Here is a 25,831-nt window from a genome sequence, read left to right as displayed (position 1 = left end):
CCGAACACCACACGATCACGCTTGTCACCGGCGATACAGTGGCCGTCACTCGTGGACCGAAGGGCATCATTTCGTACAGCGTCACCCCGGGCCCTGGCCGCCAGGACGTGACGTTCCTGACCCGATCGGCCAGCGACGGCGCCGCCTCGGTAATCCCCTCCGACGCGCTGAACCTGCTCTCCGCCAACCAACTGGACCCCCAACTGTTCGACCTGGGCGCGCTGATCGACAGCGCGCCCGACGACGGTGGCGAACTGCCGCTGATCGCGCAGTACGCCAAGGCGACCACGGCCGGGCCCTCCAACCGGGTGCGGGGCGTGCTCGCCGACGGTGCCCGGACCACTCTCGCCCTGCCCCGGCTCGGGCTGAACGCGTTGCGCGTCCCCCCGAACAACACCGGACGCATGTGGCGTGCAGTCACCGGTGGAGAGAAAGCTGCCCAGCGTCTGCGCGGTGGCCTCGGCAAGCTCTGGCTGGACCGCAGGATGAAGGTCTCGCTGGAGCGCAGTGTGCCCCAGATCGGCGCCCCGACTGCCTGGCAGGCGGGGCTCACCGGGACCGGTGTCACCGTGGCCGTTCTTGACACTGGCTACGACATCGACCACCCCGACCTCAAGGACGTGGTCGTCGCGTCCGCCGACTTCGTCGGCGAGGGCACGGTAGACGACCACGTCGGGCACGGCACCCACGTGTCCTCGACCATCGCGGGCAGCGGAGTGGCCTCGAACGGGCTGCGCAAGGGCGTGGCGCCCGGCGCGAAGCTGGCCGAGGGCAAAGTTTGCTCCGAAGAAGGCTGCCCCTGGTCGGCGATCCTCGCCGGGATGCACTGGGCGGCCAACGAGGTGCATGCGAAGGTCATCAACATGAGCCTCGGCGGGCTCGACTCCGCTGGTATCGACCCACTCGAGGCCGCGGTGAACGACCTGTCGGCCCAGACCGGAGCCCTCTTCGTCATTTCGGCGGGCAACAACGGCTGCAGGTATGGCGCCCGCCCGGTCGGCTCGCCCAGCACCGCTGACGCGGCGCTGAGCGTGGCCGCGGTCGACCGGACCGACTTCATCGCCGACTTCTCCAGCTGCGGTCCACGCATGCTCGACGACGCGCTGAAGCCGGAGATCAGTGCGCCAGGAGTGGGCATCGTCGCGGCCGTCCCCGGCGGGGGCTACGGGTCCTTCAGCGGTACGTCGATGGCCGCCCCGCACGTCACCGGCGCGGCGGCGATCCTGGCCCAACAGCATCCCGACTGGACCGGAGAGCAGCTGAAGGCCGGCCTGATGAGCAGCGCCTCCGAGCCCCGCTGGGAGAGCATGCCATCGCCCCGGTACGGGTCCGGCCGTGTCGACGTGGCGCGGGCGGTCGCCGCTCAGGTCACGCCGAGCGTCGGTGGTCTGAACATCAACCAGCCCTGGCCGCGTCCCACAGCGGGCGTCACCCGCACGGTCAGCTATCGCAACGTCGGGACTGAGCCGGTCGTCCTCGATCTGGCCGTCTCGTCGATCCCGGCCGCGCTGGTCACGCTGAGCACCCAGCGGTTGACGGTGCCCGCCGGAGGCAGCGCCTCGGTGACGCTCACCGTCGGCAGCGAGGGCGAGGCAGAGGCGTACCACCTCGGCGCCCTCACCGCCACCGTCGACGGCGCCCCGGTGGCCCGGACCGCGCTGACCTACCACCAGGACGCGCGGTACGACGTGTCGGTGGAGCTGGTCAACCGGCTCGGCGCGCCCGCCGAGGGCAGTGTGGCTGCGGTGAACGGCGACACCGGCGCGGTGACGTACTTGACGGTCAATGGGGGCATGGCACGGGGGATGCTTCCCACCGGCCGGCACTACCTGCTGACCACGGTGTTCCCGGGCGGGCCGGAGGACATCGCCTTCACCTACGGGATCGTGCCGGTCACGGTCACCGACGATACGGCCGTCCTGCCGGTACGGGTCGACGCCCGCCGCGGCAGGCAGGTCCGGCTCGAGGTCTCCGACCGCTCGGCCGAGCATGTCGTCACGTCCGTGGACCTGACCCTCGACGTGGCCGGCACCCGGATGGCGCACGGCGGCTCCTTCGGCGTGCAGGGTGCGAGCTACGTGCTCCCGGTCGAGGATCCGGCCGTCACCTATGGCGCCCGGGCGGTCTTCGACAAGAAGGGTTCGAGCGAGCAGTCGCCGAGCCCCTACCACTACCGGATCGCCGACACCCGCGCCGGCATCCCCAGCGACCCGGTACGCACCGTGGCCAGGGAGGACCTCGCCCGGGTCGTCATGGACTTCAAGGCTCCCGGCGTCGCCTCCAGCGGATCCGCCGCCGTCGGCATGATCACCGACGACAGCCTTCCCACGCTCACTGTCGAAGGGCCGGCCGACTTCCCGTCGAAGGTGATCGACTACCGGGCGCCGGGGCGGTACGAGAGCGAGATCCGCATCGGCGACAACTGGATCACGGCACCGGCCCGAACCGTCAGCCTGGCTGAACCCGGCCGGGAGACCTGGAACAACGCGCTCCTCGGGCCGACGCTGGACAGCACCACCGGGCTGAACGGAGACGGCTTCATGTCGATCCCCGACATCCCGTGGTTCGTCGACGCCGAGACGCACGACTTCGCGTACACCCCCGCGTCCGGCACCCTGACGCTGAAGCGGGAGGGGGAGCAGGTCGCGCAGTGGCAGGCCGGCCAGTGGGGCTACGCCTACGGGCTGCCCGTGGAGAAGGCCACGTACACCCTGCAGGCGAGCGTCACCCGGTCGGTGCCGTTCGCCACCCTGTCCAGCCGGATCGACGCCGAGTGGCGGTTCACTACGGCAGGCACCACGGAGTGGCTGGCCAATCCGCTCATGGTGCCCCGCCTGGCAGCCGTCGGCCTCGACGAGTACAACCGGGCCGCCGGCAAGGCACCCACCAAGGTGCTGATCGGCGTCAGCGGCCAGCCCGCCGGCGGCGTCCCGGCCACCCGGGTCACCCGGGTGGAGGCGTCCTTCGACGAGGGCGGCACCTGGAAGTCGCTGAAGGTCACCGCTGGGCCGGACGGGACGCTGGGCAAGGTGATGGTCCCCAACCCGCCCGCGGCGGGCCACGTCGCGCTGCGCGTCACGCTGACCGACCGGGACGGCAACCAGGTCACGCAGACCGTCCACCGCCCCTACGAGGTGCGGCCCCGGTAACCGAGCGAGGCCGGGCCCGAGCGGCTGCAGCCGCTCGGGCCCGGCCTTCTTTCCGACCCTTCCAAAATGGACGGCTGCACTGGTCTTGTCTTCGGCAGGCGCGGCCGCCCCTCAACCCCGGGAGCGAAATGCCCAGACGAATTCGGTGGCTGTTGGCGACCATCACAGTGGTTGCGACGCTGCAAGCGGTGCCGGGAACCCCGGCGCTGGCCGACCCGACCCCAGACCTCACCACCCCGAACCCCGCCACCGCGGCCCCGGCCGGCAGCGGTGAGACGCACATCGTCACGCTGCTCACCGGCGACGTGGTGACCGTCGAGGCCACCGGGTCCGGCTGCCCCCGGGTCCGCGTGCAGCCCGTCGACCCGGCCGGTGTGATTCGGCGCAGCTGCGGTGCCGACGGGCACCTGAAGGTCATCCCGGCGAAGGTGGCGGCTCAGGTCGGCACCGTGCTCGACCCGGACCTGTTCGACGTGACCACGCTGATCGCGGATGGCTACGACGACGTGAGCACCAGCGAGCTGCCGGTGATCGTGCAGCCCGCCGAGAACCAGCGGACGACGGCGCTCGCCGACGTCCGGCCACTGTCGAGCATCGGTGCGGTCGCCGGGGCCCTGCCGAAGCAGACCGCGGCCACCGCCAGGGCGGCCACCGTCTCCCTGCTCACCGGTGCGCGCAAGGTCTGGCTCGACCGGAAGGTGCACGCGACCGGGATCGTCGCCGGCAACCACGGCGGCGAGAAGCCCGGCGGCTCCACCGGTCAACTCGACCACAACATCAGCCAGGTCTCCGCGCCACAGGCCTGGCAGGCCGGCTACACCGGCAAGGGCGCCCGGGTCGCCGTGCTCGACACCGGCGCCGACTTCAGCCACCCCGACCTGGCCGGCCAGGTCGTCGAGCGCGCCGACTTCGTCACCCCGGGCGGCGACGCGGTCGACCACAACGGGCACGGCACCCACGTCGCGACCACCATCGCCGGCACCGGGGCCGCCTCGCACGGCCAGCGTCGCGGCATCGCGCCCGATGCGCGCCTGGTCATCGGGAAGGTCCTCGACGACTTCGGCTCCGGGTTCGACTCCGACATCATCACCGGCATGGAGTGGGCCGCGGCCCGGGCCGACGTGATCAACATGAGCCTGGGCGGCGCCATGCCGGACGACGGCACCGACCCGATGGCGGTCGCCGTCGACAACCTGACGGAGCAGACCGGTGCCCTCTTCGTCATCGCCGCCGGCAACAGCGGCGGCGCGATCGCGTCCCCCGGCTCGGCCGGGCGCGCGCTGACCGTCGGCGCGGTCGACTCCGACGACGAGCGGGCCGGCTTCTCCAGCCGGGGACCGCTGATCAACACCTGGGCGGCGAAGCCGGAGCTGGTCGCCCCGGGTGTCGACATCGTCGCCGGCCGCGCCGCCGGGACGACGCTCGGCACGCCGTTCGACGAGTACCACACCACGCTCTCCGGCACCTCCATGGCCGCCCCGCACGCCGCGGGGGCCGCCGCGCTGCTCGCCCAGCGCCACCCCGACTGGACCGCGGACCGGCTCAAGGCCGGGCTCGTCGGCGCCGCCGACCCGCTGCCCGACGCCGAGCCGTACACCGTCGGCGCCGGCCGGCTCAACGCGGTGCGGGCGCTCACCGGTCCGGTGAGCGACCAGCCGGTGGTCAACCTCGGCACCTTCAGCTACCCGCAGTCCGGCACCCACGAGGTGCGGCTGAGCTGGACCGCCGACCGGACCCCGGCGGCCGTCCCGCTCGACCTCGCGGTCACGGTCGTCAACCACGACGGGACCATCGCGCCCCGCCGGGCCGCGAAGCTGTCGGCCACCCGGGTGACGCTCAAGCGCGGCGTGCCCGGCACGGCGACGCTGCGGCTCGACCGCGCGGCGCTGGCCGGCTCGCCCGGGTACTACCTCGCAACGGTCACCGCCCGCACGCCAAACCACGCGCTGGTGGCGACCACGCCGGTCGCCTTCTACGTGGAGCCGCGCAGCTACGACCTGACGATCCAGACCCGTCCCGTGCCGGGCGCCCCGGTGAACGGGTACAGCGCCGTCGGGGTGGAGGTGACCAACCTCGCCGACCCGCTGCTCTACGCCGGCGGGGCGTTCTTCACCCCCGGCAAGTCGGCCACGCTGCGGGTCCCGGCCGGCCGCTACCAGGTCACCGCCGGGTTCAGCACGTACGACGACGAGACCGGGGCGCAGACGGGCGCGTTCGTCGGGGACAGCGACCTCGCCGTCGACGGCACCCGTACGGTCGTCCTCGACCCGACGCAGGTCAAGCCGATGACCGCGACCGTGCCCGGGAAGCCCACCCAGGCCCTCGCGAGCGACTTCCTGTACGTGCAGACGGCCGTAAACGGTCTCTCCTGGTGGCAGGCCATCGCCGCGTGGGGTGACTCGGCCACCGTCGCGGTCGGCCCGGTGACGCTACCCAGCGTCGGGTCGCTGCGGATGTACGGCGGCTGGGGGCTGGACTCGCCGGCGGGCACGGCCGCGCCGTACCACTACGACCTGGCTCACGAGTACACCGAGGGAGTGCCGGCCGACCCCACCTACCGGGTCACCGCCGCCGAGCAGGCCCGGCTCGCCCGGATCGACCAGCGGTTCAACCAGCTGGACCTGGCCGGGATGGTGACCTCGATGCGCCGCGCCGGCTTCACCCTCGACGGGTTCTACCTGACTCAGAACCCCACCTACGACCTGCCGGCGACGCGTACCGACTACGTCTCGCCGGGGTTCCTCTGGCAGGACACCGGGACCTACGGCGGGCTCCCGGCCCAGGAGGCGCCCCGGGACTACGCCCCGGGTAGCCGGCAGACCAAGATCTGGGCGCGGCAGCCGCTGCGCTCCGACTGGTTCGACGACCCGGCCGGTGGGGAGTACAGCTGCGCCGGCGCGCCGTGGCGGACCAGCGGCAACCTGCACGTCGACCTAGCCATGCTCGTCGACCAGCACCAGCGGGCCGACTGCCTGCAGCCCGGCGCGGTCGGCATCACGCGAACGCTGGCGCTGTACCGGGACGGCCAGCTCGTCGACGAGCGCAACACCGCCCGGACCGACTTCAGCGTGCCGGCGAAGGCGGCGGACTACCGGCTCACCTTCGACGTCGACACCAGCCGGATTCTGCCGTTCTCGACCCACGTCAACACCGCGTGGACCTTCCGGTCGGCCGGCTCGGCCGGCACGGCGCGCAGCGCCCTGCCGCTCCTGTCGGTCGACTACGCCCTGCCACTGGACCCGGCGAACCACCCCACCGGCGGCCCGGCCACGTTCACGGTCCGGCAGGCCCAGGGGGCGCCGGCCCAGCGGGTGACGACGTTCCAGGTCTGGACCTCGACCGACGACGGCGTGATCTGGCAGCCGACCACGGTCGACCGGGACCGGGACGGCTACCACGCCGCGCTGCCGACCGTGACGGGCGGGCAGGCGGTCTCGTTGCGGGTGAAGGCCACCGCCGACGGCGGCAGCGGCATCGAGCAGACGATCATCCGGGCGTACCGCGCCGGCTGACCGTCCCGATCCGCCGTACCTCCACCGAGGCGCGGCCCGGTGCCGACCGGGTCGCGCCTCGGCGCGTTTCAGGCGGCTGGTGTCATTTCTCAGTTGACCTGAGCCACACGGATGGCTCCTGAGCTGCAGTGGCCCAAGTTAGTGAGAATCCTTGAGAGAGTCATGCCTCTCAGTATCTTGGGCCATGTGTAGGTTTTCTCATTATCTTGGGCCGAGTACGAGCGTCGGGTCTAGAGCCTCGCACTGAAGAGGTCTTCCAACGTAGGGGCGAGCGGCGCCTGGGCCAACGTGCTTGGCTCGCCGTCGTGCTCTGATCGGATTCACAGCGTGGTGGACGTTCGGTTCTGGTTGATGGTCGGACCTCGCCGGTGGTCTCAGTGAGGTGTGTCTGTTGCCGTCTGTCGCGACGCGCGGCGCGCGGCAAGGTTGTGCGCGGGGTCGCGGTCGAGGTTGTGCCGGTCGCGGTCGTAGCGTCGGGTGGTGCGGGGATCGGCGTGGCCCATGGCGTCCTGGACGTCTTCGAGCGGAACTCCGGCCTCGCGGGCGGTGGTGGCGAAGGCGCGGCGCAGCGAGTGCGGTGACAGCCTTGCCGCTGACGGAATGCCGGCTGCGGTGGCGAGTCGGCGGATCATGAGGAAGACGTTGGGCTCGGCGAGGCGGCCGGGCCTGCCGTCGACGCCGGAGGTAGCGAACAGCGGGCCGGTGAGGTTCCCGACGCCGGCGGCCCGAACGGCGAGGTAGGCGTCGAGCGCTTCGGTGGTCTGCGCTGGTAGAGCACGCTCGCGTTGATCACGTCCCTTGGCGACGGTGCGCAGCGTGCGGTGCCCGGGGTTGTGTCTCAGGTCGGTCACCTGGCAGTCGAGGGCCTCGCCGATGCGCAAACCGAGGTCGGCGAGTAGTCGTAGCAATGCCCGGTCGCGGAGCGCTGCCAGGTGGCGAGCGCGGTGGCTGGGGCTCGGGCGAGCGGCAGCGACTGCAGCTCGAGCGGCGGACTGGGTGTCGGCTTGGGCGAGTAGCTGGTCTACTTCGTCGGGGGTGAGCCCGGCGGTTGTTGCGGCGTGGGGGAGCTGAGGTCGCTTCACACTGGCGGTGGGGTTGCGGGCGACCGTGCCGTCGGTGTTGGCCACCAGGTGGCGGTACCAGCTCGACAATGATGACAGCGCGCGGGCGACGGTGGCTGGTTTGGCGGCCCGGTCTGTGTGGCCGTGCAGCTCGCGCCATATTCGAAACCGAGTCAGGTCGCTCGGCCGGGCGGTGAGCGGGTCTAGTCGCTCGCGGACGCACCAGTTGAGGTAGGTGGTCAGATCCCTGCGGTAGCTGACTGCGGTGTGCCGGGAGCGGGCCAATGCTTCGAGGTTCCAGGCGGCGGTGAGGCGACGGATGCTGAAGCGGCCGTCGTCGGCGGGCAGGCCCGGCAGACCGGCGGCCCACGCGATGACCTGTTGGATGCCGGTCAGATCAGCTTCCGGAGCAGGGACCGGTCCGGGTGAGGCAGCGGGGACGGTCTTGATAGTCATGTTTGCGCTCGTCGTGGGTGGTGAGGTGCATCGACTGTCGGGTCGTACAGTCGCAGCACTCCGGCGGTGCCGAGGTACAGCCGGCGCAGGGTCCGCTCGCCGTCGGGGTCAGCCGGTCCGGTCGGGTGTCGCTCATGGTTGATCCACGAGGCGAGTCCACCGTGGCTGTACCTGGAGGGGTGCGGCGGTTGTCCCTTCAGAACCTCGTCGTAGAAGCGGCGGCGGTCGACGATGTCGGTGGACGTGGCCATGCGACGCCAGAACGGTGAGGAGATCACGGACAAGATCGTGACGACTTCGGGGTACTGCGCCGCGTAGCCGTAGGGCAGGGGCAGGAACTCCGCGTGCTCGCGGGCGTGCAGATGCCGCATGCGCTCGTTGCGTGGGGTCAGGGCGAACGGGTTGCGCGAGCTCCAGTGTTCGATCGCGCAGGCGTCGGAGAAGTAGAAGCGCACGCGGGGGTAACCGCGGCGGCGGATGAGCCGCCGCAGCCGAGTCTGCGCCTGGACAATCTCGGGCATGTCGGCCACGTCGACTTGGTCGCGTGGCTGCGAGACACCGTCGCCGACCCATAGCTGGTGACGGACGCAGACGTTGTAGTCGCATCGTGCCCAGATCGTCACGGGGCCGGTGGCGCCCGCGCATCTTCGGCATGACGGATGTCGCCGGTTGGGGTAGCTGCCGACGACCTGTCCGATCATCGGCGGTGCGTAGCGGTACGGGACGCGCTGGCGGATCTCCGGCAAGGCGTAGGCCAGCCGCGGCTCGGCGAATCCGGTGACCGCCGCGAGAGACTCCGACGCGATGGCCTCGCGGCGGCTGCCCTGGCGCCGCGGTCTCAGGTGGGCGGCGAGGTCAGCGCGGGACAGGTAGTTTCTCGCCGCGAGCCGGCCGATGTACGACTCGAGGGTCTCGTCGTGTATCGGGGCGATGCGTCTGGGCAGCCGCCGAAGCCGCGGCTGCCCCCAGCCGGCGGTCGCCGGGATCATTGTCGCGAACCGGCGCGGCGGGCGGAGGACTCGGCAGCGTGGTCAATGCGCACCGCGTCCATCGCGGCCCGCGAGATGGTCTCGGTGCCGTCAAGGATCGCGCGTATCGCCGCGGCGCGGATGAGGTGCGACAGGCTGCCGATCATGCCGCTGGTGCGCTGGTGCAAGTACTTCGCCAACGAGGTCAGCGTGCCGGGCTTGTGGTGGTGCAGTCGCAGCGCGCTCTCCATGCTGGCGACGAGCTGTTTCCACTCGTCGTGGTAGGGAAACGGGCCGGTGTTGACCAGGACGCAGCGTCCGGCGAGCTGCCGGCCGCGTACGCCGGTGAACATCCCGGACCGTTCGATGTCGATGCCGGCGTAGATGAACGTCGCGGGCAGGTGCTCGGTGAGGTACTTCATATGGTCGGAGTGGTCCTCGCCCACGGTGGTCGCCATGTTGATGTTGTGGAGCTCATCGACGATGACGATTTCGCATCGCACGTCGATGAGGATCCGGCAAACGGCGTCGGCGATGTCGGTGGCGTTGGCCCGGGACGCGACTCTGGGCAGGCCGAGGAACCGTGCGAATTCCATTGCCAGCTTCCGCGGCGAGCCTTTCGGGGGTGCCGTCACGTAGACCACGGGGATGCGTTCGGTGTCGGGATGCCGGGCTCTGGTGCGCAGTTCGTGGAGCCGGCCGAGCTGTTTGATGGCGGTGGTCTTGCCGGTCGCCGCCGCACCGGAGACGATCAGCCCGCGGCGGGCGCCCTTTTCCCGTTGGTTGAGCAGCGTCAGCAGCCGACCCTGGTTGGTGATCTCGCGGATCGCGGACGTGGTGACCACGACCAGTTCGGCGTGGTAGGCGATTCGCGCCTCGTCATAGATCAGACGCTGCTGCGCGGTCAGTGTCGACCAGTCGCCCTCGGACAGCAGCGCGACGTCGGCGGGATCGGCTTCGACGAACCGCTGCCAGCCCTCCACGGTGGTGGTGGGTTGCAGATGGTCTTCCAGTTGGCTGACGTCGTTCAGAAACTCCACTTGCGGGCCTCCTCGCGGGCGTCGAACAGCGGCAGGGGGATCACCTCCGCTAGCGGTTCTGGGTTGCCTTCACGCGCGGCGGCAACGCCCGGCGCCGCGTCCTGCTCGTCGGCTGGGTCCGGGCGGGGACCCGAGGGTGTGTTCGTGGAGCGGGTGCGGCCGGCGACGCGTCGATCCCGGGGCTTGGCGGCCTTTGGCGCGGGGCCTTGTTCAGCCCGGTCAAGCAGCTGCGCGGCGGCCGAGGCGATCTCCGCCTCGGTGGCCATGTCCTCGCCGCGGCGCCGCAGGATGCTGCGGGCGTGCTGCCACGCCAACTCGCCGAACGGCATCGGGGCGCTGCGCAGGTGTCTCCAGCTGACGGTGATCCAGCCGCCGTGACGGTGGTTGCGGACCCAGATGCGGGTGATGTCGTACGGGTCGAAGTGCACCTCCCATCGGTCCTGTTTCGCTAGGACCCCGGAGGGCTCGCCACGCAGGTCGTTGAGCGCCTTGTCGTCGTAGGTGCGCCGGTTGAGTTTGATCCCGGAGCGGCCAATGGTCCTCCAGGACACCGGAAGCAATTCGATGTAGTCCTCGGCGCCTAACGCGACGGGCACGTAGCCGGCAACCTCGACCAACGCGGCGTACTGCTCGTTGGGTGTCAGGGCCGTGTCCGGGGTCAGCGGGTTGCGCAGCCCGTCATGCGGCCTGTTCTGCCAGACCGTGACGATCCACTCGTCCAACAGCGCCTGCAGCTCGACGATCGACCACACCGCCTTCTTCTCGGCATTCCTGCCGCGGTGTTCAACGCTGCGCCCGACGTAGCCGGCGACGTACTGGGCGAACAGGGTGCCCACGGAGTTGAAGCTGCGCTCGACGACGTTGTTCTCCCAAGGCGAGCCCAGGTGGGTGGGCTGGAAGTTGATGCCCATCGCCCGGCACGCCGTGCGGAAGGTCTGCGACACGTATACGTTGCCGTTGTCGCAGACGATGTTTTCCGGAACGATCACCGGCCGGGCGGCGGCGTACGCCAGCTGGTCGTCCAGGGCGGCTAGGCGACGGTGCGGCAGCACCGACCGCGACATGCGAACCGCGTCGACCCAGCCCGGGCGCATCGGCTCCGGTGTCAGCGACCGTGCCAGCAGCACCGCCGCGTCGGCGGCTTTGGTCGTAGGACGCAACACTGCCGCCGGGATGCCGCGCGTGGCAGCGTCGTCCATCCACGTCAGCTCCGCTCGGTCGATCACACCGTTGTCCAGCACCACCCGCACATCGATCGTGGTGGAGTCGATCTGTACCCACTGCCCGGGCCGCAGCGCCGACACCGACCCGAACGGGCCCTTCGGGGTCTTGGCCAGCGACCGGCGGGTCTTGGCAGAGCCGAACGTATGCCGTCCCTGCGACAGCCTGCCGACCAGGCGGTAGAACGTCGCCGGCGACGGGAGCGCCGGAGCGGCGCTGCCGTGCTCGGCGGCCAGGATCTGCGTGACCCGTCGCGCAAGCCTGCCCACCGTTCCCGTCGAACGGTTGGTCTCCTCGTCGATTGCTTGCACTGTCGCGGCGACAACCCGTTGGTCAACTCGGCCGGTGGGGCCAGACACTCCCGCATAGCGCTGGTCGACCAAGCCCCACAGCCCTTGCTGCTCATACGCCGACCGCAGCCGTTTGAGCGTGGTGAAGCTGACAGAGTGACCCGCCGCCCGCAGCTCGGTCAGCTTGGCCAGCTCACGCTGGCGCAGCGTGTGCCGGCGCGGATCGTACCCAGACTGTGGCGTCGAATCGGGTGCCGCATCCGGCGCCACACCGGTCAGCAGCTCGATCAGGTGCCGTTCCCACCACCGCGCACGCGCCACCACCGGCTCGGGCACGACCTCGAGCATCCCAGCCGGGGGCAGGGGAGCGGCCCCGCGCGGCGTGGACACCCATTCCAAATCACGGCCGGTGAGCACCTCGCCCAGCGGCAGGGTCGTCTGCGCGCCGACGACGTCCTCCAGCCGCACTCCGCTGCCCGTCACCGACGCCACCGTGTACCGCGCGCCCCGTAACCGGACCTCATCACCGGCCCGCAACATCCGCGGTCGCGACACCCCTGCCATCAGGCGCCGCCGCGCACCAGCGACCCCGCGCCGAGAGGTGCCTCGTCCAGGTCGGTGTGCAGTACCTGTCGCCAGAGCAGATGAAACAGCGTGGGCAGCACGGCGATGGGATCCCCGACCTGACGCGCGCCGTCCATCAGCGCCGCGCCGTCGGCGAACACGCGTTGCAGGCTAGCCGCCCGCCGGGCGTCGTGGCAGCGGGGATGCCGATAGCCCGACAGCCAGCGCAGGTTCGCCGTCCGTACCGGATCCATGACGTCGACGCGCCACACCGTCCAACCGACCTCCTGACACGCGTACGCGATCGGTTCACCCATCGGCTGCGCGTCGCGTCCGCGGCGACGCTGCGACCGCACCTCGATCACCACCGCCGTGCCGTCGCGCAGGCGTGCGAAGAAGTCCGGTGTATGGGTGACGGTCTTGCCGTCGCGCTGCCAGTTCAGGCGCAACGGCCGTGGCGTCAGCGACATGACCGTCGGGTCGAAGTCCCATGCCATGACATGATCCCGCTGCAGCCACGATTCGTAGCCGACGTGATCCGCGGTCGTGGCGAACCACCACAACCCCGCGAAACCCTTTGCTCCCCGCTTCGACCGGGTCGTGTGTATCGGGCGGGCGGCCTCGAACGGCCGCATCCAGCACTGGTCCAGCGGCTCCCTGCGGTCCTGCCCGTCATCGCCGACAAAGCTGACGTCGACCTGCCCCGCCGCCACACGCCCCTGCCCCGAGGCGGCAGCGTGTGAGCGTGACATGCCCTCGGTCCTACCGTGACCCGCGCGGCGACCCGTGACATTGATACGGCCCAGCGCACGTCCGTGACAAGGCTGCTACGGCCGCTCGAAGCGCGGCGGCCGGGCCGCCTGGAGATCCGGCGGCGCCATCATCGTCGTCGATCAATCGAACGTGCACGGCTCCACCTCCCACCGTCGAGGAACTCAGCGTAACCGCCGCTCAGGCTTGCTGTCATCACCGGTGCGGCTCCGTACTGGCGAACAGGCCTATTCATCCGAGCGGTCGCCGAGCGTCTGCACGGCGTTGGGTCCAGGGTGGGCGATGGTGGCCACGGTGGGACGCGGGTAGTCGAAATCCGGCTCGGCGAAGTCGCGCTCTACCGCCTCGGGGAGTTCGTTGTCTGCGACGATCATCTGCGGCTTGCCGGGCCTGGCTGCGGCGAGGTCCCGCAGCCGGCTGTAGAGAGCGGCGGAGATGCCGGTGGCGGAGTTCAGCGCCATGCGAGGGCTGTCGATGAGCAGGAACGACGGGTAGTAGGTGTCGCCGGGGCTGACCACGACGTGCAGGATTGATGTCCAGTAGGCGATTTGCACGGCGGTGATGATGCCGCCGCCGCGGCTCACTTTGGTGTAGGTCTGGCCGTTGAGGATGGGCAGGTAGTTGGTGGGGTGGATGTGCCCGGTTTTGATGCTGGGCACGCCGATGCTGCGTAGCGCCCGAACTCTGCGGTGAGCGCGTCGATGATGTCGTGACGCCGCTCATCGATGGCTGCTTCCCGACGGGGCGCAGTGGGGAATGACAACCGAGGAGGTGACCGCAAACACGGCCAGATACGACAGTCTCCAGCAGAAGTACGACCGGCTCCGACTCAGGGCCCAGGAGTTGGAGGAACTCGTCGACACCTATGCAGCGGCCATTGAAGAGTTGCGCCGGCAACGTGACGAGGCGCTTGTCGCCAGAGAACCCAAGGTCGTTGACCTGGGGCACCGCGGTGGCCGGCGCTGACATGTCGAAACCTGTTTTGCCTTGCTGGCCGTGAACCGTCCGCGCGAACTGCTCTTCCTCATCCGCTCCTGGTCGCGATCGTCGTCATGGGCGCGGTCCCCGGGCCGGCGCGGGACGCGATCAACCTGGGCCCGGCACCTCGTCTTGTAGTGGTTCATCGTTGACGATGTGCTGGTGGTGCGTCGTGGCGCGTTGACTGATGAAGCGTGGGCGGCGATCGCGCCGCTGCTGCCGGAGCCGGGCGGTGCTCGGGGGCGGTGGCGGGATCACCGGCAGGTCATCACGGGAATTCTGTGGAAGTTACGCACCGGCGCGCCCTGGCGTGACCTGCCCGAACGCTTCGGGCCGTGGAAGACCTGCCACGTACGCCTGCGTCGCTAAACGGCGGCGGACGGCACGTGGGATCGGATGCTGGCTGCGGCGCAGGTCCACAACGGGACACCGGTGCAGTGGACGATCAGCATCGACTCGTCGATCATGCGGCTTGAGGAATGTGGGCCACCAGCAGGTTGCGAGGGGTGATTACTGTTCGCAGGGGTTGCACTACGAGATCATGATGGGGGAGTGAAGTGATCGAGGAAGTCGAATCCGCAGGCGAATCCTTAGTACCTCTGCATCTCGACGGGCATGTCATCTACCTGGCCAGTTCCATATCGTCAGGCACCAGCAGCGACGAGATGGAGGTGGCCTCTCGCCCAGCCAGCCTGGACGATGCGTTGGCTGGGCTATCAGCGTTCGCCGCAAGGGTCGGGGAGGGCTTGCGCGATGCAGGCGTGACGCGGCTGACGGTTGAGGTCAGCTGCGAGTTCGCCATCGATTCGGGCAAGTTCATCGCAATTGTCGGTAAGGCGTCGGCGAAGTCCGGCGTCAAGGTAGGCCTTGAGTGGGACAGGTCAAACCCCTAGCCGCCGGCGCCGACGCCAGCTGGGAAGAGTGCCTTCAAGCCGCCACGGTGGCTATCGAAGTGCCATCAGCCACGGGAGCGGCGCCGCGACGCGGCACCGGCTTTTTCATTGCTCCAGGCCTCATTGCGACCTGCGCTCATGTCTTGGCCGACAATGGGCAGCCCCTGCCTGAACTGGTGAAAGGGCGCGCGGTCGCCGCCACGGCCCAAATGGTCCTACGTGCGTCTGCGGATTCGTTCTTCCGCACGCCAGCGGGGTTGGATCTTGCCCTTCTAACGGTGGAAGAGATCACCGCCGTGGTCGAACCGCCACCGGTCCTGCCCAGTCCGGTGGTCGATGTGGGCGACTCGTTGTGGACCTATGGGCATCCGGACAACATGTTCAGAGCAGGTCAACCCGCAAGCTTCGTCTATGAAGGACAGTCCCGGCGCGGCGAGCAGGACCCACTTCGGCTCATGCGGCTACGGGGGACTCCTGTCACCGGTGGATTCAGTGGCAGCCCGGTGGTGAACCGCCGTACCGGAGCGGTATGCGGGATGGTCTGCACCTCCAGCCCCTCGGGCAGCTCACACATGCTGCCCATCTCGGAGATCCTTTCTCGGTGCGAACCGGCACGGTTGGCGCTCGTCACCGCGCCGGTTATGCATCGCCGATGGCTCGCGGTCCTCTCCGATGAGCAGCTCACAGCGGGGCAGTGGCGGTTCCCCGGCCCGCAACTACGGGCTTATGTGGCCATGGCAGAGCGCGCCGGCGCCCGTCATCCATACAGGTTGTCTCCCGGAACGCAGATGCCACCCTTGTCTGCTGTCTACGTGCGACAGGCAACGCGGATCCAGGATCAGTCCAACGCCGTCGCGGTGCCGGCGCAGGTGAGACCGGCTGAGGTGGTCTTCGAGGGTGGCACGGACGCGTTCCTTGTCGGTGGAGCGGGGGCGGGCAAGTCCAGTCTCTTTCAGTTCACCCTTGGTGAACTGGCGCGACGCCAGAAGAACGCAGAGGTAGCCGACATCCCCGTCCGCGTGCAGGCCACCGACCTCCTCACCTCGGACAGCCTGGGAGAGGCGCTCGCCCGCAGCGTGCGCGCTGACTTCGGTCTGATTCGCCAAAAAGTGTCGTGGCCCGCAACCTTCTTCGAGGGCCGGCCCGTACCGGGAGGCACGTGGCTGGTCCTGGTCGACGGCCTCGACGAAATCATGGACCCCCGCAAGCGCCAGGAACTCCTCGCGATCATCAGTACCTCCCGCTCGGGAGCTGACGGCACCCACCGGTTCGTCATCGCTACCCGGCCTGCTGCTGACCTTCAGGAAGCGTTGCCCGAGGGTTGGAGACCTCTGCATTTCGAACTGCTTCCCTTCGATGAGGAGCAACGTCGACAATTCAGCGAAGGCTGGTTCACGCGCCTGGAAGTGGACAGTCCTGCTGAGGCAGCCGCCCAGTTCGCCAAGGAGCTTCGACGGCTGGGCCTCGGCGAGTTGGCTCGTAACCCGCTCATGGCGACGATGCTGTGCCAGTTGTTCGTCGCCAACCCTGAGCGCCGTCTACCGGCCGAGCGCGCCAAGATCTTCGAAGACTTCGTCAGCCTACTTCGCGATCGCCAATACAGCGACGCAGACGGCGGGTTGCGGCCGCAGCTTCAGCGGACCCTTAATCGCTACGGGCAGCACGCCGAGGAAGCGGGAGAAAAGCTGCTCGCTGAAGGGGACACACTGATCGGGCGTCTCGCCGCCGACAGGCTCGCCGGTGACGCGCAGCCTGCGGTGGACAAGCTCGAACAGTGGACCGACAGCCTGCGCCCCGCAACCGTCCCGCTGGCCACTTGGAGGAACCTCCTGGCCGACTACCTCCGCCGTAGCGGGGTCATGCTGGCCCGCGGCGAGGATTTCACCTTCCTTCACCAAACCATTCAGGAGTACCTAGCCGCGCAGGTGATCGCTCAGGACAAGGATCGCGCGGATGCCGTCTTCTGGGACCTGTTTCAGCGCACGGCATCGGGGCGGGCGGTCGCTCCACCATCATGGCGCCAATCCTTTGCCCGCTTCCTCGTCGCCGCCTGGCCACAGCCCGACGCCATGGCCTCGGCACTGCGGTCCATGGCAGCCAACGGCGGTCTCAAGGCGGCATTGTTCATCGCCGCTCTGGTAGACGACGGCTGCGAGGTCGATACAAGGGTCATCGGCATCGCCGTACGCACCCTCTCCTCCGCCGTCAACGAGCCCCGCAGGCCCGTCGACGACCGGATCCTGGCCATCAGCACCACTCTTCGGCTAGACCAACGTGCCGGCCTTGACCTCGCCCGCGACGTCGTCATCGGCACGAAATTTGACCGCGGCCTCCGCATTGCAGCAATGCGCACGCTGGCGAACCTCGCACCTCAACCCGACGATATCGACAAAGACGCACCCGACGGCGCGAGCGGCTCGGAGTCGTCAATGGGCGCGGGCGGTGATCAGTGGATAATGCAGCAGCTGACCCGCCTCGAAGAGATCGACGGATACGCTCTGCTCGTCGCTGTCGCCAAAGACAGCGTCTTCGCGGCACGCCAACGAATATGGGCTGCAGACGCGCTCGCCCGAGCTGGCAACAAGCACGGCCGTGATCTGCTGGCTGACCTTGCGCAAGACGCCGGCCTTGACTCCTCTGAGCGACGCGCTGCCGCAACGGCACTGCACAACTTGAAGGACCCGCGGGCTGCCTGGCTCCTACGCCGGCTCGCCCTCGATCAGTCCGAGCGTGGATCAGAGCGGCAGCTAGCTGCCCGGACGCTTGTCGAGGCACCGCACCGCGGATGGTCTCCCCGCCGCTTGGTGCAACAACTTGGCATTAGCAAAGTTTTCCTGGTCGCCCCTGAAGTCAGCGAGGTTCTCGAACCGCTCATCGCGGCGCATCGGGAGAGCCACCCGCGCGCCGACGTCAGGATGCTGCAGCAAGCGTTCGACACTGCGGCGTGGTGGCACTCGGGGCAGTTCCGCAAGTCCGGTGACCCGTACATCACCCACCCGCTGGCGGTGGCCACCATCCTGGCCAACCTCGGGATGGACACGACCACGCTCGTCGCCGCGCTGCTCAGCGGCACCGTCGGAGACACTGCCTACACCCTCGACGAACTGCGAACTGATTTCGGTAACGACGTCGCCAGACTTGTAGACGGAATCAGCCGCCTTGACGAGGCGCCGATGGAGGACCGCGATGCCCTAGCCGTTCGGAAAGTCGTTGTTGCCATCGCCAAGGATTCCCGCGTCCTCATAATCAAGCTCGCGCAGCGGCTTCACAACATGCGTACGCTGACGTTCGTTGCACGCAGCGAGCAGGAGCTGGTCGCGCGCAACACCCTCCAAATCTGGGCACCGCTTGCCCACCGGATGGGTATAAACACCGTCCGGTGGGAGCTGGAGGACCTGGCCTTCGGCACGCTCTTCCCGAAGCGGTACGAGGAGATCAACCGCCTGATCGGCGAGCATCAGCCGCAGCGGGAGAAGTTGCTGCGCGAGGTCACTCAGAAGGTCGGGATGGACCTGAAGGCCGCCAAGATCAAGGCGGAAACGACCGGCCGGCCGAAGCATCTCTACTCGATCTACCAGAAGATGATCGTGCGGGGTCGCGACTTCAACGACATCTACGACCTGGTCGGTGTGCGGATCCTGGTCGACACGGTTCGTGACTGCTACGCGGCTCTCGGGACTATCCATTACAACTGGCAGCCGGTGCCGGGCCGGTTCAAGGACTACATCGCGATGCCCAAGTTCAACATGTACCAGTCGTTGCACACGACGGTCATCGGGCCCACCGGCAAGCCGGTGGAGATGCAGATCCGCACTTACGCGATGCACCGCACCGCGGAGTTCGGCATCGCCGCGCACTGGAAGTACAAGGAGCACAAGGGCACCCAGATCGTCGGCCCGCCGGCGCACATCGACGAGATGACCTGGTTGCGGCAACTGCTGGACTGGCAGCGCGAGGCGGCCGACCCGAGCGAGTTCCTGGACGCGCTGCGCTTCGACCTGTCCAGCCAGGAGGTGTACGTCTTCACCCCGAAGGGTGATGTCATCCCGCTGCCGACCGGGTCGACGCCGGTGGACTTCGCGTACGCGGTGCACACGGAGGTCGGGCACAAGTGCATCGGCGCGCGGGTCAACGGCAAGTTGGTGCCGCTGGAGTCGACGCTCTCCAACGGCGACGTGATCGAGATCTTCACCTCGAAGTCCGAGACCGCCGGCCCGACACAGGACTGGCTGGGCTTCGTCAAGAGCCCGCGCGCCCGTACGAAGATCCGCCAGTACTTCAACAAGGAGCGGCGCGAGGAGGCGATCGAGGCCGGCAAGGACGCGATCGTCAAGGCGATGCGCAAGCAGGGCATGCCGTTGCAGCGGATGCTCACCTCGGACGCGCTGATGTCGATCGCCCGGGACCTGCACCTGGCCGACGTGGCCTCGCTCTACGCGGCGGTCGGTGACAGCCAGGTCTCCGCGCAGTCGGTGGTGCAGAAGCTGATGGCCGCGTACGGCGGCGAGGAGGGCGCGGCGGAGGACATCGCCGAGACCGCCGTCGCCACCCGGCCGCCGACTAGCCGGCAAAGCAGCCACGACCCGGGTGTGGTTGTCCGGGGCGTCAGTGGGGCGCGGATCAAGCTGGCCCGGTGCTGCACGCCGGTGCCGCCGGACGCGGTGTTCGGGTTCGTCACCCGCTCCGGCGGGGTGAGCGTGCACCGCGACGACTGCGCCAACGCGGAGGACCTGCGGGCGCAGAGCGAGCGGGTGGTCGAGGTGAGCTGGAAGCTCACCTCCGCCTCAATTTTTGTCGCGGCGATCCAGGTGGAGGCCCTCGACCGACGCAGGCTACTTGTCGATATCGCTCGGGTGCTCTCGGACGAGCAGCTCAACATCCTCTCCGCCACCGTCACCACCACCCGCGACCGGGTGGCGGTGAGCCGGTTCAGCTTCGAGATCGCCGAACCGAAGCACCTCGGTCACCTGCTGGCCGCGGTCCGCAGGATAGACGGCGTCTTCGACGCTTACCGGACAACCGCATAGCTGAACCTTGCGGGATTCTCGTCCAGCAAGCCCCGCCGCTCCCTTCAGCTTGGTAGTAGATGAACCCGATTTAGGGCGAGGCTCATGGCAAGCGGCGGCACCCTCGCAGTCGACGAGTTAACGGTGATCGAAGTCGGCAGGATATCTAAGAGGGCGTCTGATTCACGTATTTTGCGAGTTATGTGATCTTCAGATGTCTCGCCAGGTTGGGGTGGTTTCGTTGCTGACTCGTTTGGTGAGGTTGTCGATCATCGCGATTTGGATCATGCTGGCGGAGTTGTCGGGTAGGGCTTCGTAGTCGCGGGCCAGGCGCCGGTGCAGCATGATCCAGCCCAGGGTGCGTTCGACAACCCATCGGCGTTTGACCACCGAGAACCCTCTGACGTGGGGGTCTTTGGCGACGACCTCGACGTCGATGCCGAGGGTGGCGCCGTGCTCGATCATTCTGTTCTTGAAGCCGGCGTCGACCCAGGTCTTGGCCAGGGCGGGGTGGGAGGCTTTGGCCTGGTCGAGGAGGTTGATGCCGATGGTGTTGTCGCTGGCGCTGGCGGGCGACATGGGAGGCTGGTCGATCAGTTGGCCGTGTCCTGAGGCGCGCGGCTGCGGAGAACGTACTTCTGCACCTTGCCAGTCGCGGTCTTAGGCAGGTCGGCGAAGACGACGTACCGCGGGGCCTTGAACCTCGCGAGCCGGGTCCGGACGTGCGCCACGATGTCCTGCTCGGTGGTCCGCGCGCCGGGCCGCAGCGTGACGTACGCCGCGGGCACCTCGCCCCATCGTTCGTCCGGCACGCCTACCACCGCCACCTCGACCACGTCCGGATGGGCGGCGATGGCCTGTTCCACCTCGACCGAGGCGATGTTCTCGCCGCCGGAGATGATCACGTCCTTGCGGCGGTCGCGCAATTCCACGTAGCCGTCGGAGTGGCGCACGGCCAGATCCCCGGTGCGGAACCAGCCATCCCCGGCGACCGCCTCGGTGGCCGCCTCGTCCTTGAGGTAGCCGAGCATCACGGTGTTGCCGCGCACCGCGACCTCCCCGGGCGTGGCGCCGTCCCGGGGCGTCTCGCGGCCGTCCGCGTCAAGCACCCGCAACCCGTCGATGGTGAGGGTGCGTACCCCCTGGCGGGCCTTGATTCGGGCCTGCTCCGCGGGGGACAGCTCGTTCCACTCCGGACGCCATTCGCAGACGATCGACGGCCCGAACGTCTCCGTCAGCCCGTACAGGTGGATGATGTCGACGCCGAGCGCGGCCATCCGCTCCAGCAGCGCCGGCGTGGGCGGCGCGCCACCGGTGGCGACCCGCAGCCGGCGCCTGGACGGCAGCGGCGCGGCCTGCTCGGCGTACGCCATCATGGTCAGCACGGTGGGCGCGCCGTTGAGATGGGTGACCCCTTCGGCGTCGATCAGCCGCCAGATTTCGGCCGGGTCGACGCGGCGCAGGCAGACGTGCCGGCCACCGACGGCGGTGACCGCCCACGGGTAGCCCCAGCCGTTGCAGTGAAACATCGGCAGCGTCCACAGGAAGACCGACGCCACGTTTAGTCCGGAGTGCGCGACCTGGCTGAGTGCCTGGAGGTAGGCGCCGCGGTGGTGGTACATGACACCCTTCGGCCGCCCGGTGGTGCCGCTGGTGTAGTTGATCGCGAGCAGGTCCCGTTCGTCGGCCGGCCGGTGCCGTACGGGAGCGGTCGACGCGGCCAATTCCTCGTACGACTCGTCGGCCCTGAGCAGCCGCAGGCCGGGAAGCTCGGCGGCCAGCGCCGCCGCGGTCTCGTCGAACTCGGGCTCGTACAGCAGCAGCGAGGCCTCGCCGTGCCCGAGGATGTAGACCAGCTCGGGTACGGCGAGCCGGATGTTGAGTGCGATCAGCGGTACGCCGGCCCATGGCACCGCGAAGTGTGCCTCGAGCATGACGTGGCTGTTGGTGGCGAGCACCGCGACGGGTTTACTCCCGGCCATCTCCCGCAGGGCGCCGGCCAGCCGCCCGCAGCGCTCGTGCAGCTCGGTATAGGTCCACCGGTCGGCGCCGTCGGACACGGCCACCCGATCGCCGTGCGCGTCCGCGGCCCGGTCCAGGTGCGCGGTGGGGGTGAGCGGTTCGTACGACAGGCTGGTCATCGGTCCTCCGGGGCCTGGTAGCGGGTGGCGAAGCGGCGCTCGGCGTCGTCCAGCGGGCGGGACATGCCATCTCCTTTGACCATCACCAGCACCGACTTGATCCGCGCGACGACCGAATCCCCGTCGCTGATCTCGTAGGACAGCGACAGCGACGACCGCCCGACCGCGTTGACCAGCATGGCGACCTCGACGCACGCGGTGCGGCGGGACACCGGCCGCAGATAGTCACACTCGATGCGTGCCACCACGAGGCCGTCGTCGAGCGGATCGGTGCCGCACTCGTCCGCCCAAGCGGCGAAGAACCGGTTGCGGTGCTCCTCGCAGAAGGTTAGGTGCCGGGTGTGGTTGACGTGGCCGAACGCGTCGAGGTCGGCGAAGCGCACCGGGACTGTGCACCGGTACGGCTCGGTCATGAAAGCGCCGCCACGACACGCTGCACGATGTGCTCGGCGATGGCCAGGCTGGAGGTCGCCGCGGGCGAGGGCGCGTTGCGGACCAGGACCAGCCCGCTGTCGCCTTCGACGACGAAGTCGTCAATCAGCGCGCCGCGCCGGTCCATCGCCTGTGCCCGGACGCCGGCCGGGGCCCGGACCAGGTCGGCGGCGGTCAGCTCCGGAAGGTAGCGGCGGGCGGCGGCGGCGAACGCCCGGCGGGACATCGAAGTGGCGATCTCGCGTACGCCGGCCCGCCAGTTGCGGACGACCAGCCGCGGGAATCCGGGCCAGCGAAGCACGCGCAGCAGGTGCCGCAGGTCGACGTCGCCGCGGCGGTAGCCCTCGGCGGCGAGCGCGAGCACGGCGTTCGGCCCGACCAGCACCTCGTCGTCCCAGCGCCGGGTCAGGTGTACGCCCAGGAACGGATACCTCGGATCCGGGACCGGATAGACCAGCCCGCGGATCCGGTCCCGTAGCCGGGTGGTCAGCCGGTAGTACTCGCCACGGAACGGCACCGTGGTGACCCGGTCGTCCCCGCCCAGCCGCCGGGCCACGGCGTCTGTGCCGAGGCCGGCGCAGACGATCACGTTGCCGTACACTTCGGCGCCGATCCGCCAACCGCCCGGTACGCGTATCAGGGCGTCCACCCGGTGACCCAGCCGGACTTCACCGCCGGCCTCGGCCACGTCGGACGCGAACGCGCGAGCGACCGCCGTGAAGTCGACCACGGCCGTCTCCGGACTGTGCAGCGCCGCGACTCCGGTCACCCACGGCTCGACCGCCCGGAGCCCGGCGGGATCCAGGCGAGCTAGCCGGGGTACGCCGTTGGCCCGCGCCCGCTGCTCGATCCCGGCCAGCGCAGGCAGCTCGACGGCCGAGGTGGCAACCACGACCTTGCCGAGCTCGCGGTAGTCGATGCCGCGACCGGCGCAGTAGTCGCGCAACAGCACGCGCCCCCGCCGGCACAGGTCGGCCTTGAGCGAGCCGGGCTGATAGTAGAGACCGGCGTGCACCACTCCGCTGTTGTGTCCGGTCTGGTGCGCGCCGACCCGGTCCTCCTTCTCCAAGACGACCACGGTGCTGCCCGGCCGTTCGTCGAGCAGCGCACGCGCCACGGCGAGCCCGACGATGCCAGCGCCCACCACGGCGATCCGCCCGTCGCTCATCCGGCGAGCCACCCCCCGTCGACGTTGATGATCTGTCCGGTGATGTATCGGGACGCCGCCGAGAGCAGGAAGACAGCGGCGTCAGCGATCTCCGCTGGCTCGCCGGTGCGGCCCATCGGGATGCGGGACAGCACCCACTCGCGGCGTGCCGGATCGGTGAACACGGCGTCGGTGAGTTCGGTGTGGACATAGCCAGGGCAGAGCGCGTTCGCGCGGATGCCGCGGCCCGCCCACTCGACCGCCATGGTTCGGACGACGCCGAGCAGCCCGGCCTTGCCGGCCGCGTACGGTGCCAGCCCCGCGATGCCGATGCTGCTCGTCAGCGAGCCGACGAAAACGTGACTTGCGCCGGCCGCCGGGCAGGTGCGGGTCAGCGCGGCGCTCAGCAGGAACGGCGCGGTGAGGTTCAGGTCGAGCACCCGCTGCCACTCCGCGCGGCCGACCGCCTCGGACGGTTTGCGCAGCTGCGTCCCGGCGGCGTGCACGACGCCGTGTACCTCGCCCCCGATGCGGTCGGCGAGCGCGTCGATTCGGTTTAGGTCGGCCAGGTCCCACGGCACCGCGACCACTTCGCCGTCCGCGCCGGTCGCACACTCGGCGAGTTGGTCCGCGGACCGCGCCACGCCGATCACCCGGGCACCGGCCGCCGCGGCCGCCATCGCCGTTGCGCGGCCCAACCCGCGCCCCGCGCCGGTGACCACGACCGTCCGGCCGGTCAGCGAGTACGGACCGCGCACGTCTTCACCCGGGTGTAGAAGTGCAACGCCTCGACGCCCTGTTCCTTGAACGCCGACCCGGAGAGCCGGAAGCCGCCGAACGGATGGTGTACGTCCCAGCCCGACGTCGGCAGGTTGACCGCCACCTGGCCGGTGTCCGCCTCGTCGAGGAACCGGTCGGTGGCGGCCAGGCCGGTGGTGAATATCGACGCGGACAGGCCGAACGCGGAGTCGTTCACCGCGTCGATGGCCTCGTCCAGATCGGCGACCACGTGCACCGCGATCACCGGGCCGAATACCTCCTCGCGCCAGATCCGCATGTCCCGGGTGACGCCGGTGAGCACGGTCGGCGCCACGAAACAGCCGTGCGCCAGCGCCGGATCGGTGGTCGCCGGGCCGCCGCAGCGTACCGTCGCGCCGTCCTCGGCAGCTTTTTCGATGTGGCCGAGCACCTCCCGCCGGTGCCGTTCGCTGACCACCGGGCCGAGCGTGGTGCCGTCCGCCAGCCCGGGCCCGAGGCGCAGTTCGGCGGCGCGGGCGAGCAGCCTGTCCACCAAGGCTTCGGCCACGCCGTGGGTGACGATCACCCGGCTGGTGGCCGTGCAGCGCTGGCCAGCCTGGCCGAATCCGGCCGCGGCGATCGTGGCTGCGGCCAAGTCCAGGTCGGCGTCGTCCAGGACCACCGCGGCGTTCTTGCCGCCCATCTCGGTCTGCAGCCGCACGTTGCGCCCGGCGAGGTCGCGTTGCAGGGCCAGTCCGACCTCGGTGCTGCCGGTGAAGGTCACTGCCGCCACCCGGTCGTCGCCGAGCAGCGCCGGGGAGATCGCGCTGCCGCGCCCGGTGACCGTGGAGAAGACGCCGGCCGGCACTCCTGCGTCGGCTAGGGCCTGCGCCAGCCGCCAGGCGACCAGCGGGGTGTCCGTGGCGGGCTTGAGGATCACCGCGTTGCCGCAGGAGAGCGCGGGCGCGACCTTGCGGGCCGGGGTGAGCAGTGGGTCGTTCCACGGGGTGATGGCCACGACGACGCCGACCGGCTCGTACCGGACCGTGGTGGTGGTGGCCGGGCGGGCATCAGCGACCGCGTATCCGGAGGGCATCCGCGCCTGCGCGGCGTAGAAGTCGAAGAAGTCCGCCGCCTTGTCCACCTCGCCGCGCGCCTCGGTCAGCGTCTTGCCCATCTCGCTGACCAGGTCGCGGGCGATCGCCTCGGCGCGCTCGCGCAGCAGCGCGGCGGCGCGGTGCAGCACGGTGGCGCGAGCCAGCGGGCCGGTGCGCCGCCACACCCGCGCGCCCTCGGCCGCGCCGTCGAGCACGGCCGTGATGTCCGCGGCGCTCATCGCGGGTACCTCGGCCACCACCTCGCGGGTGTCGGCCGGATTGCGGACCTCGATCCGGTCGCCGGCGCCGGCCGGGCGCCATTCGCCGGCCACCAGGTTGGGCATCTGTAGCAGGTTCATCGCACGCT

At 69.5% G+C, this 25,831-nt stretch carries 15 protein-coding genes and 4 pseudogenes; 7 read left to right on the top strand and 12 right to left on the bottom strand.

Features of this window, described 5'->3' with window-relative positions:
• Positions 1–107 precede the first annotated feature (107 nt).
• Entirely contained in the window at positions 108–3,149 is a 3,042-nt protein-coding gene (locus ACFYPS_RS03525) for a S8 family serine peptidase (RefSeq protein WP_387322549.1), read from the top strand.
• Positions 3,150–3,337: 188 nt separating this feature from the next.
• Entirely contained in the window at positions 3,338–6,661 is a 3,324-nt protein-coding gene (locus ACFYPS_RS03520; protein WP_387322547.1) for a S8 family serine peptidase, read from the top strand.
• A 374-nt stretch (positions 6,662–7,035) separates the two neighbouring features.
• Here the strand turns inward: ACFYPS_RS03520 and ACFYPS_RS03515 are convergent, their stop codons facing one another.
• The 6 genes from ACFYPS_RS03515 to ACFYPS_RS03490 form a co-directional block, all read right to left on the bottom strand.
• Positions 7,036–8,178 carry a tyrosine-type recombinase/integrase gene (locus ACFYPS_RS03515; protein WP_387322545.1) on the bottom strand — a complete coding sequence of 381 codons (1,143 nt, stop codon included), beginning with the start codon at positions 8,176–8,178 and terminating at the stop codon, positions 7,036–7,038.
• A complete protein-coding gene (locus ACFYPS_RS03510) occupies positions 8,175–9,167 on the bottom strand; it encodes a TniQ family protein (protein WP_387322543.1) in 993 nt (330 codons plus the stop codon). Before ACFYPS_RS03510 ends, ACFYPS_RS03515 begins: the two co-directional genes overlap by 4 nt.
• Entirely contained in the window at positions 9,164–10,186 is a 1,023-nt protein-coding gene (locus ACFYPS_RS03505; protein ID WP_387322541.1) for a TniB family NTP-binding protein, read from the bottom strand. The genes ACFYPS_RS03510 and ACFYPS_RS03505 overlap by 4 nt, the downstream gene beginning before the upstream one ends.
• A complete protein-coding gene (locus tag ACFYPS_RS03500; RefSeq protein ID WP_387322539.1) occupies positions 10,174–12,180 on the bottom strand; it encodes a Mu transposase C-terminal domain-containing protein in 2,007 nt (668 codons plus the stop codon). The genes ACFYPS_RS03505 and ACFYPS_RS03500 overlap by 13 nt, the downstream gene beginning before the upstream one ends.
• An 80-nt stretch (positions 12,181–12,260) precedes the next feature.
• A complete protein-coding gene (locus ACFYPS_RS03495) occupies positions 12,261–12,974 on the bottom strand; it encodes a TnsA-like heteromeric transposase endonuclease subunit (RefSeq protein ID WP_387322537.1) in 714 nt (237 codons plus the stop codon).
• Between the two features lie 285 nt (positions 12,975–13,259).
• Positions 13,260–13,691: a hypothetical protein gene (locus ACFYPS_RS03490; protein ID WP_387322535.1), complete on the bottom strand. Its 432-nt coding sequence runs from the start codon at positions 13,689–13,691 to the stop codon at positions 13,260–13,262.
• A gap of 97 nt (positions 13,692–13,788) precedes the next feature.
• Between ACFYPS_RS03490 and ACFYPS_RS03485 the strand changes: the two genes are divergently transcribed.
• The 5 genes and pseudogenes from ACFYPS_RS03485 to ACFYPS_RS03465 all read left to right on the top strand — a co-directional run.
• The gene (locus ACFYPS_RS03485) at positions 13,789–13,998 is read left to right on the top strand and encodes a hypothetical protein (protein WP_387322534.1); all 210 of its coding nucleotides are present in this window, start codon (positions 13,789–13,791) and stop codon (positions 13,996–13,998) included.
• 177 nt (positions 13,999–14,175) lie between these two features.
• Positions 14,176–14,376, top strand: a pseudogene (locus tag ACFYPS_RS03480) (transposase); the annotation flags it as partial.
• A 191-nt stretch (positions 14,377–14,567) separates the two neighbouring features.
• Positions 14,568–14,903: a CU044_2847 family protein gene (locus ACFYPS_RS03475; RefSeq protein ID WP_387322532.1), complete on the top strand. Its 336-nt coding sequence runs from the start codon at positions 14,568–14,570 to the stop codon at positions 14,901–14,903.
• A pseudogene (locus ACFYPS_RS03470) lies at positions 14,882–15,430 on the top strand (serine protease); the annotation flags it as partial. The gene ACFYPS_RS03475 and the pseudogene ACFYPS_RS03470, both read left to right, overlap by 22 nt.
• Positions 15,431–17,749: 2,319 nt before the next feature.
• A pseudogene (locus ACFYPS_RS03465) lies at positions 17,750–19,930 on the top strand (RelA/SpoT family protein); the annotation flags it as partial.
• Between the two features lie 189 nt (positions 19,931–20,119).
• Here the strand turns inward: ACFYPS_RS03465 and ACFYPS_RS03460 are convergent.
• The 6 genes and pseudogenes from ACFYPS_RS03460 to ACFYPS_RS03435 form a co-directional block, all read right to left on the bottom strand.
• Positions 20,120–20,479 (bottom strand): annotated as a pseudogene (locus ACFYPS_RS03460) (transposase); the annotation flags it as partial.
• A 23-nt stretch (positions 20,480–20,502) separates the two neighbouring features.
• Positions 20,503–22,050: an AMP-binding protein gene (locus ACFYPS_RS03455; RefSeq protein WP_387322530.1), complete on the bottom strand. Its 1,548-nt coding sequence runs from the start codon at positions 22,048–22,050 to the stop codon at positions 20,503–20,505.
• Positions 22,047–22,463 (bottom strand): acyl-CoA thioesterase, encoded by a 417-nt coding sequence (locus ACFYPS_RS03450; RefSeq protein ID WP_387322528.1) that lies wholly within the window; start codon positions 22,461–22,463, stop codon positions 22,047–22,049. Before ACFYPS_RS03450 ends, ACFYPS_RS03455 begins: the two co-directional genes overlap by 4 nt.
• A complete protein-coding gene (lhgO, locus tag ACFYPS_RS03445) occupies positions 22,460–23,650 on the bottom strand; it encodes an L-2-hydroxyglutarate oxidase (RefSeq protein WP_387322526.1) in 1,191 nt (396 codons plus the stop codon). The genes ACFYPS_RS03450 and lhgO overlap by 4 nt, the downstream gene beginning before the upstream one ends.
• Positions 23,647–24,387, bottom strand: a complete 741-nt coding sequence (locus ACFYPS_RS03440) for an SDR family NAD(P)-dependent oxidoreductase (RefSeq protein ID WP_387322524.1) — start codon at positions 24,385–24,387, stop codon at positions 23,647–23,649. Before ACFYPS_RS03440 ends, lhgO begins: the two co-directional genes overlap by 4 nt.
• Complete coding sequence (locus ACFYPS_RS03435; protein WP_387322522.1) at positions 24,366–25,823, bottom strand: aldehyde dehydrogenase family protein; 1,458 nt, start codon at positions 25,821–25,823, stop codon at positions 24,366–24,368. The genes ACFYPS_RS03440 and ACFYPS_RS03435 overlap by 22 nt, the downstream gene beginning before the upstream one ends.
• Between the last annotated feature and the right edge of the window lie 8 nt (positions 25,824–25,831).

This window comes from Micromonospora sp. NPDC005087 (assembly GCF_042872965.1).
In the GTDB taxonomy this organism is placed as follows: Bacteria; Actinomycetota; Actinomycetes; order Mycobacteriales; family Micromonosporaceae; genus Micromonospora.
Note: the sequence above shows the minus strand (reverse complement) of the source record. Positions and strands in the feature narration are given on the sequence as shown.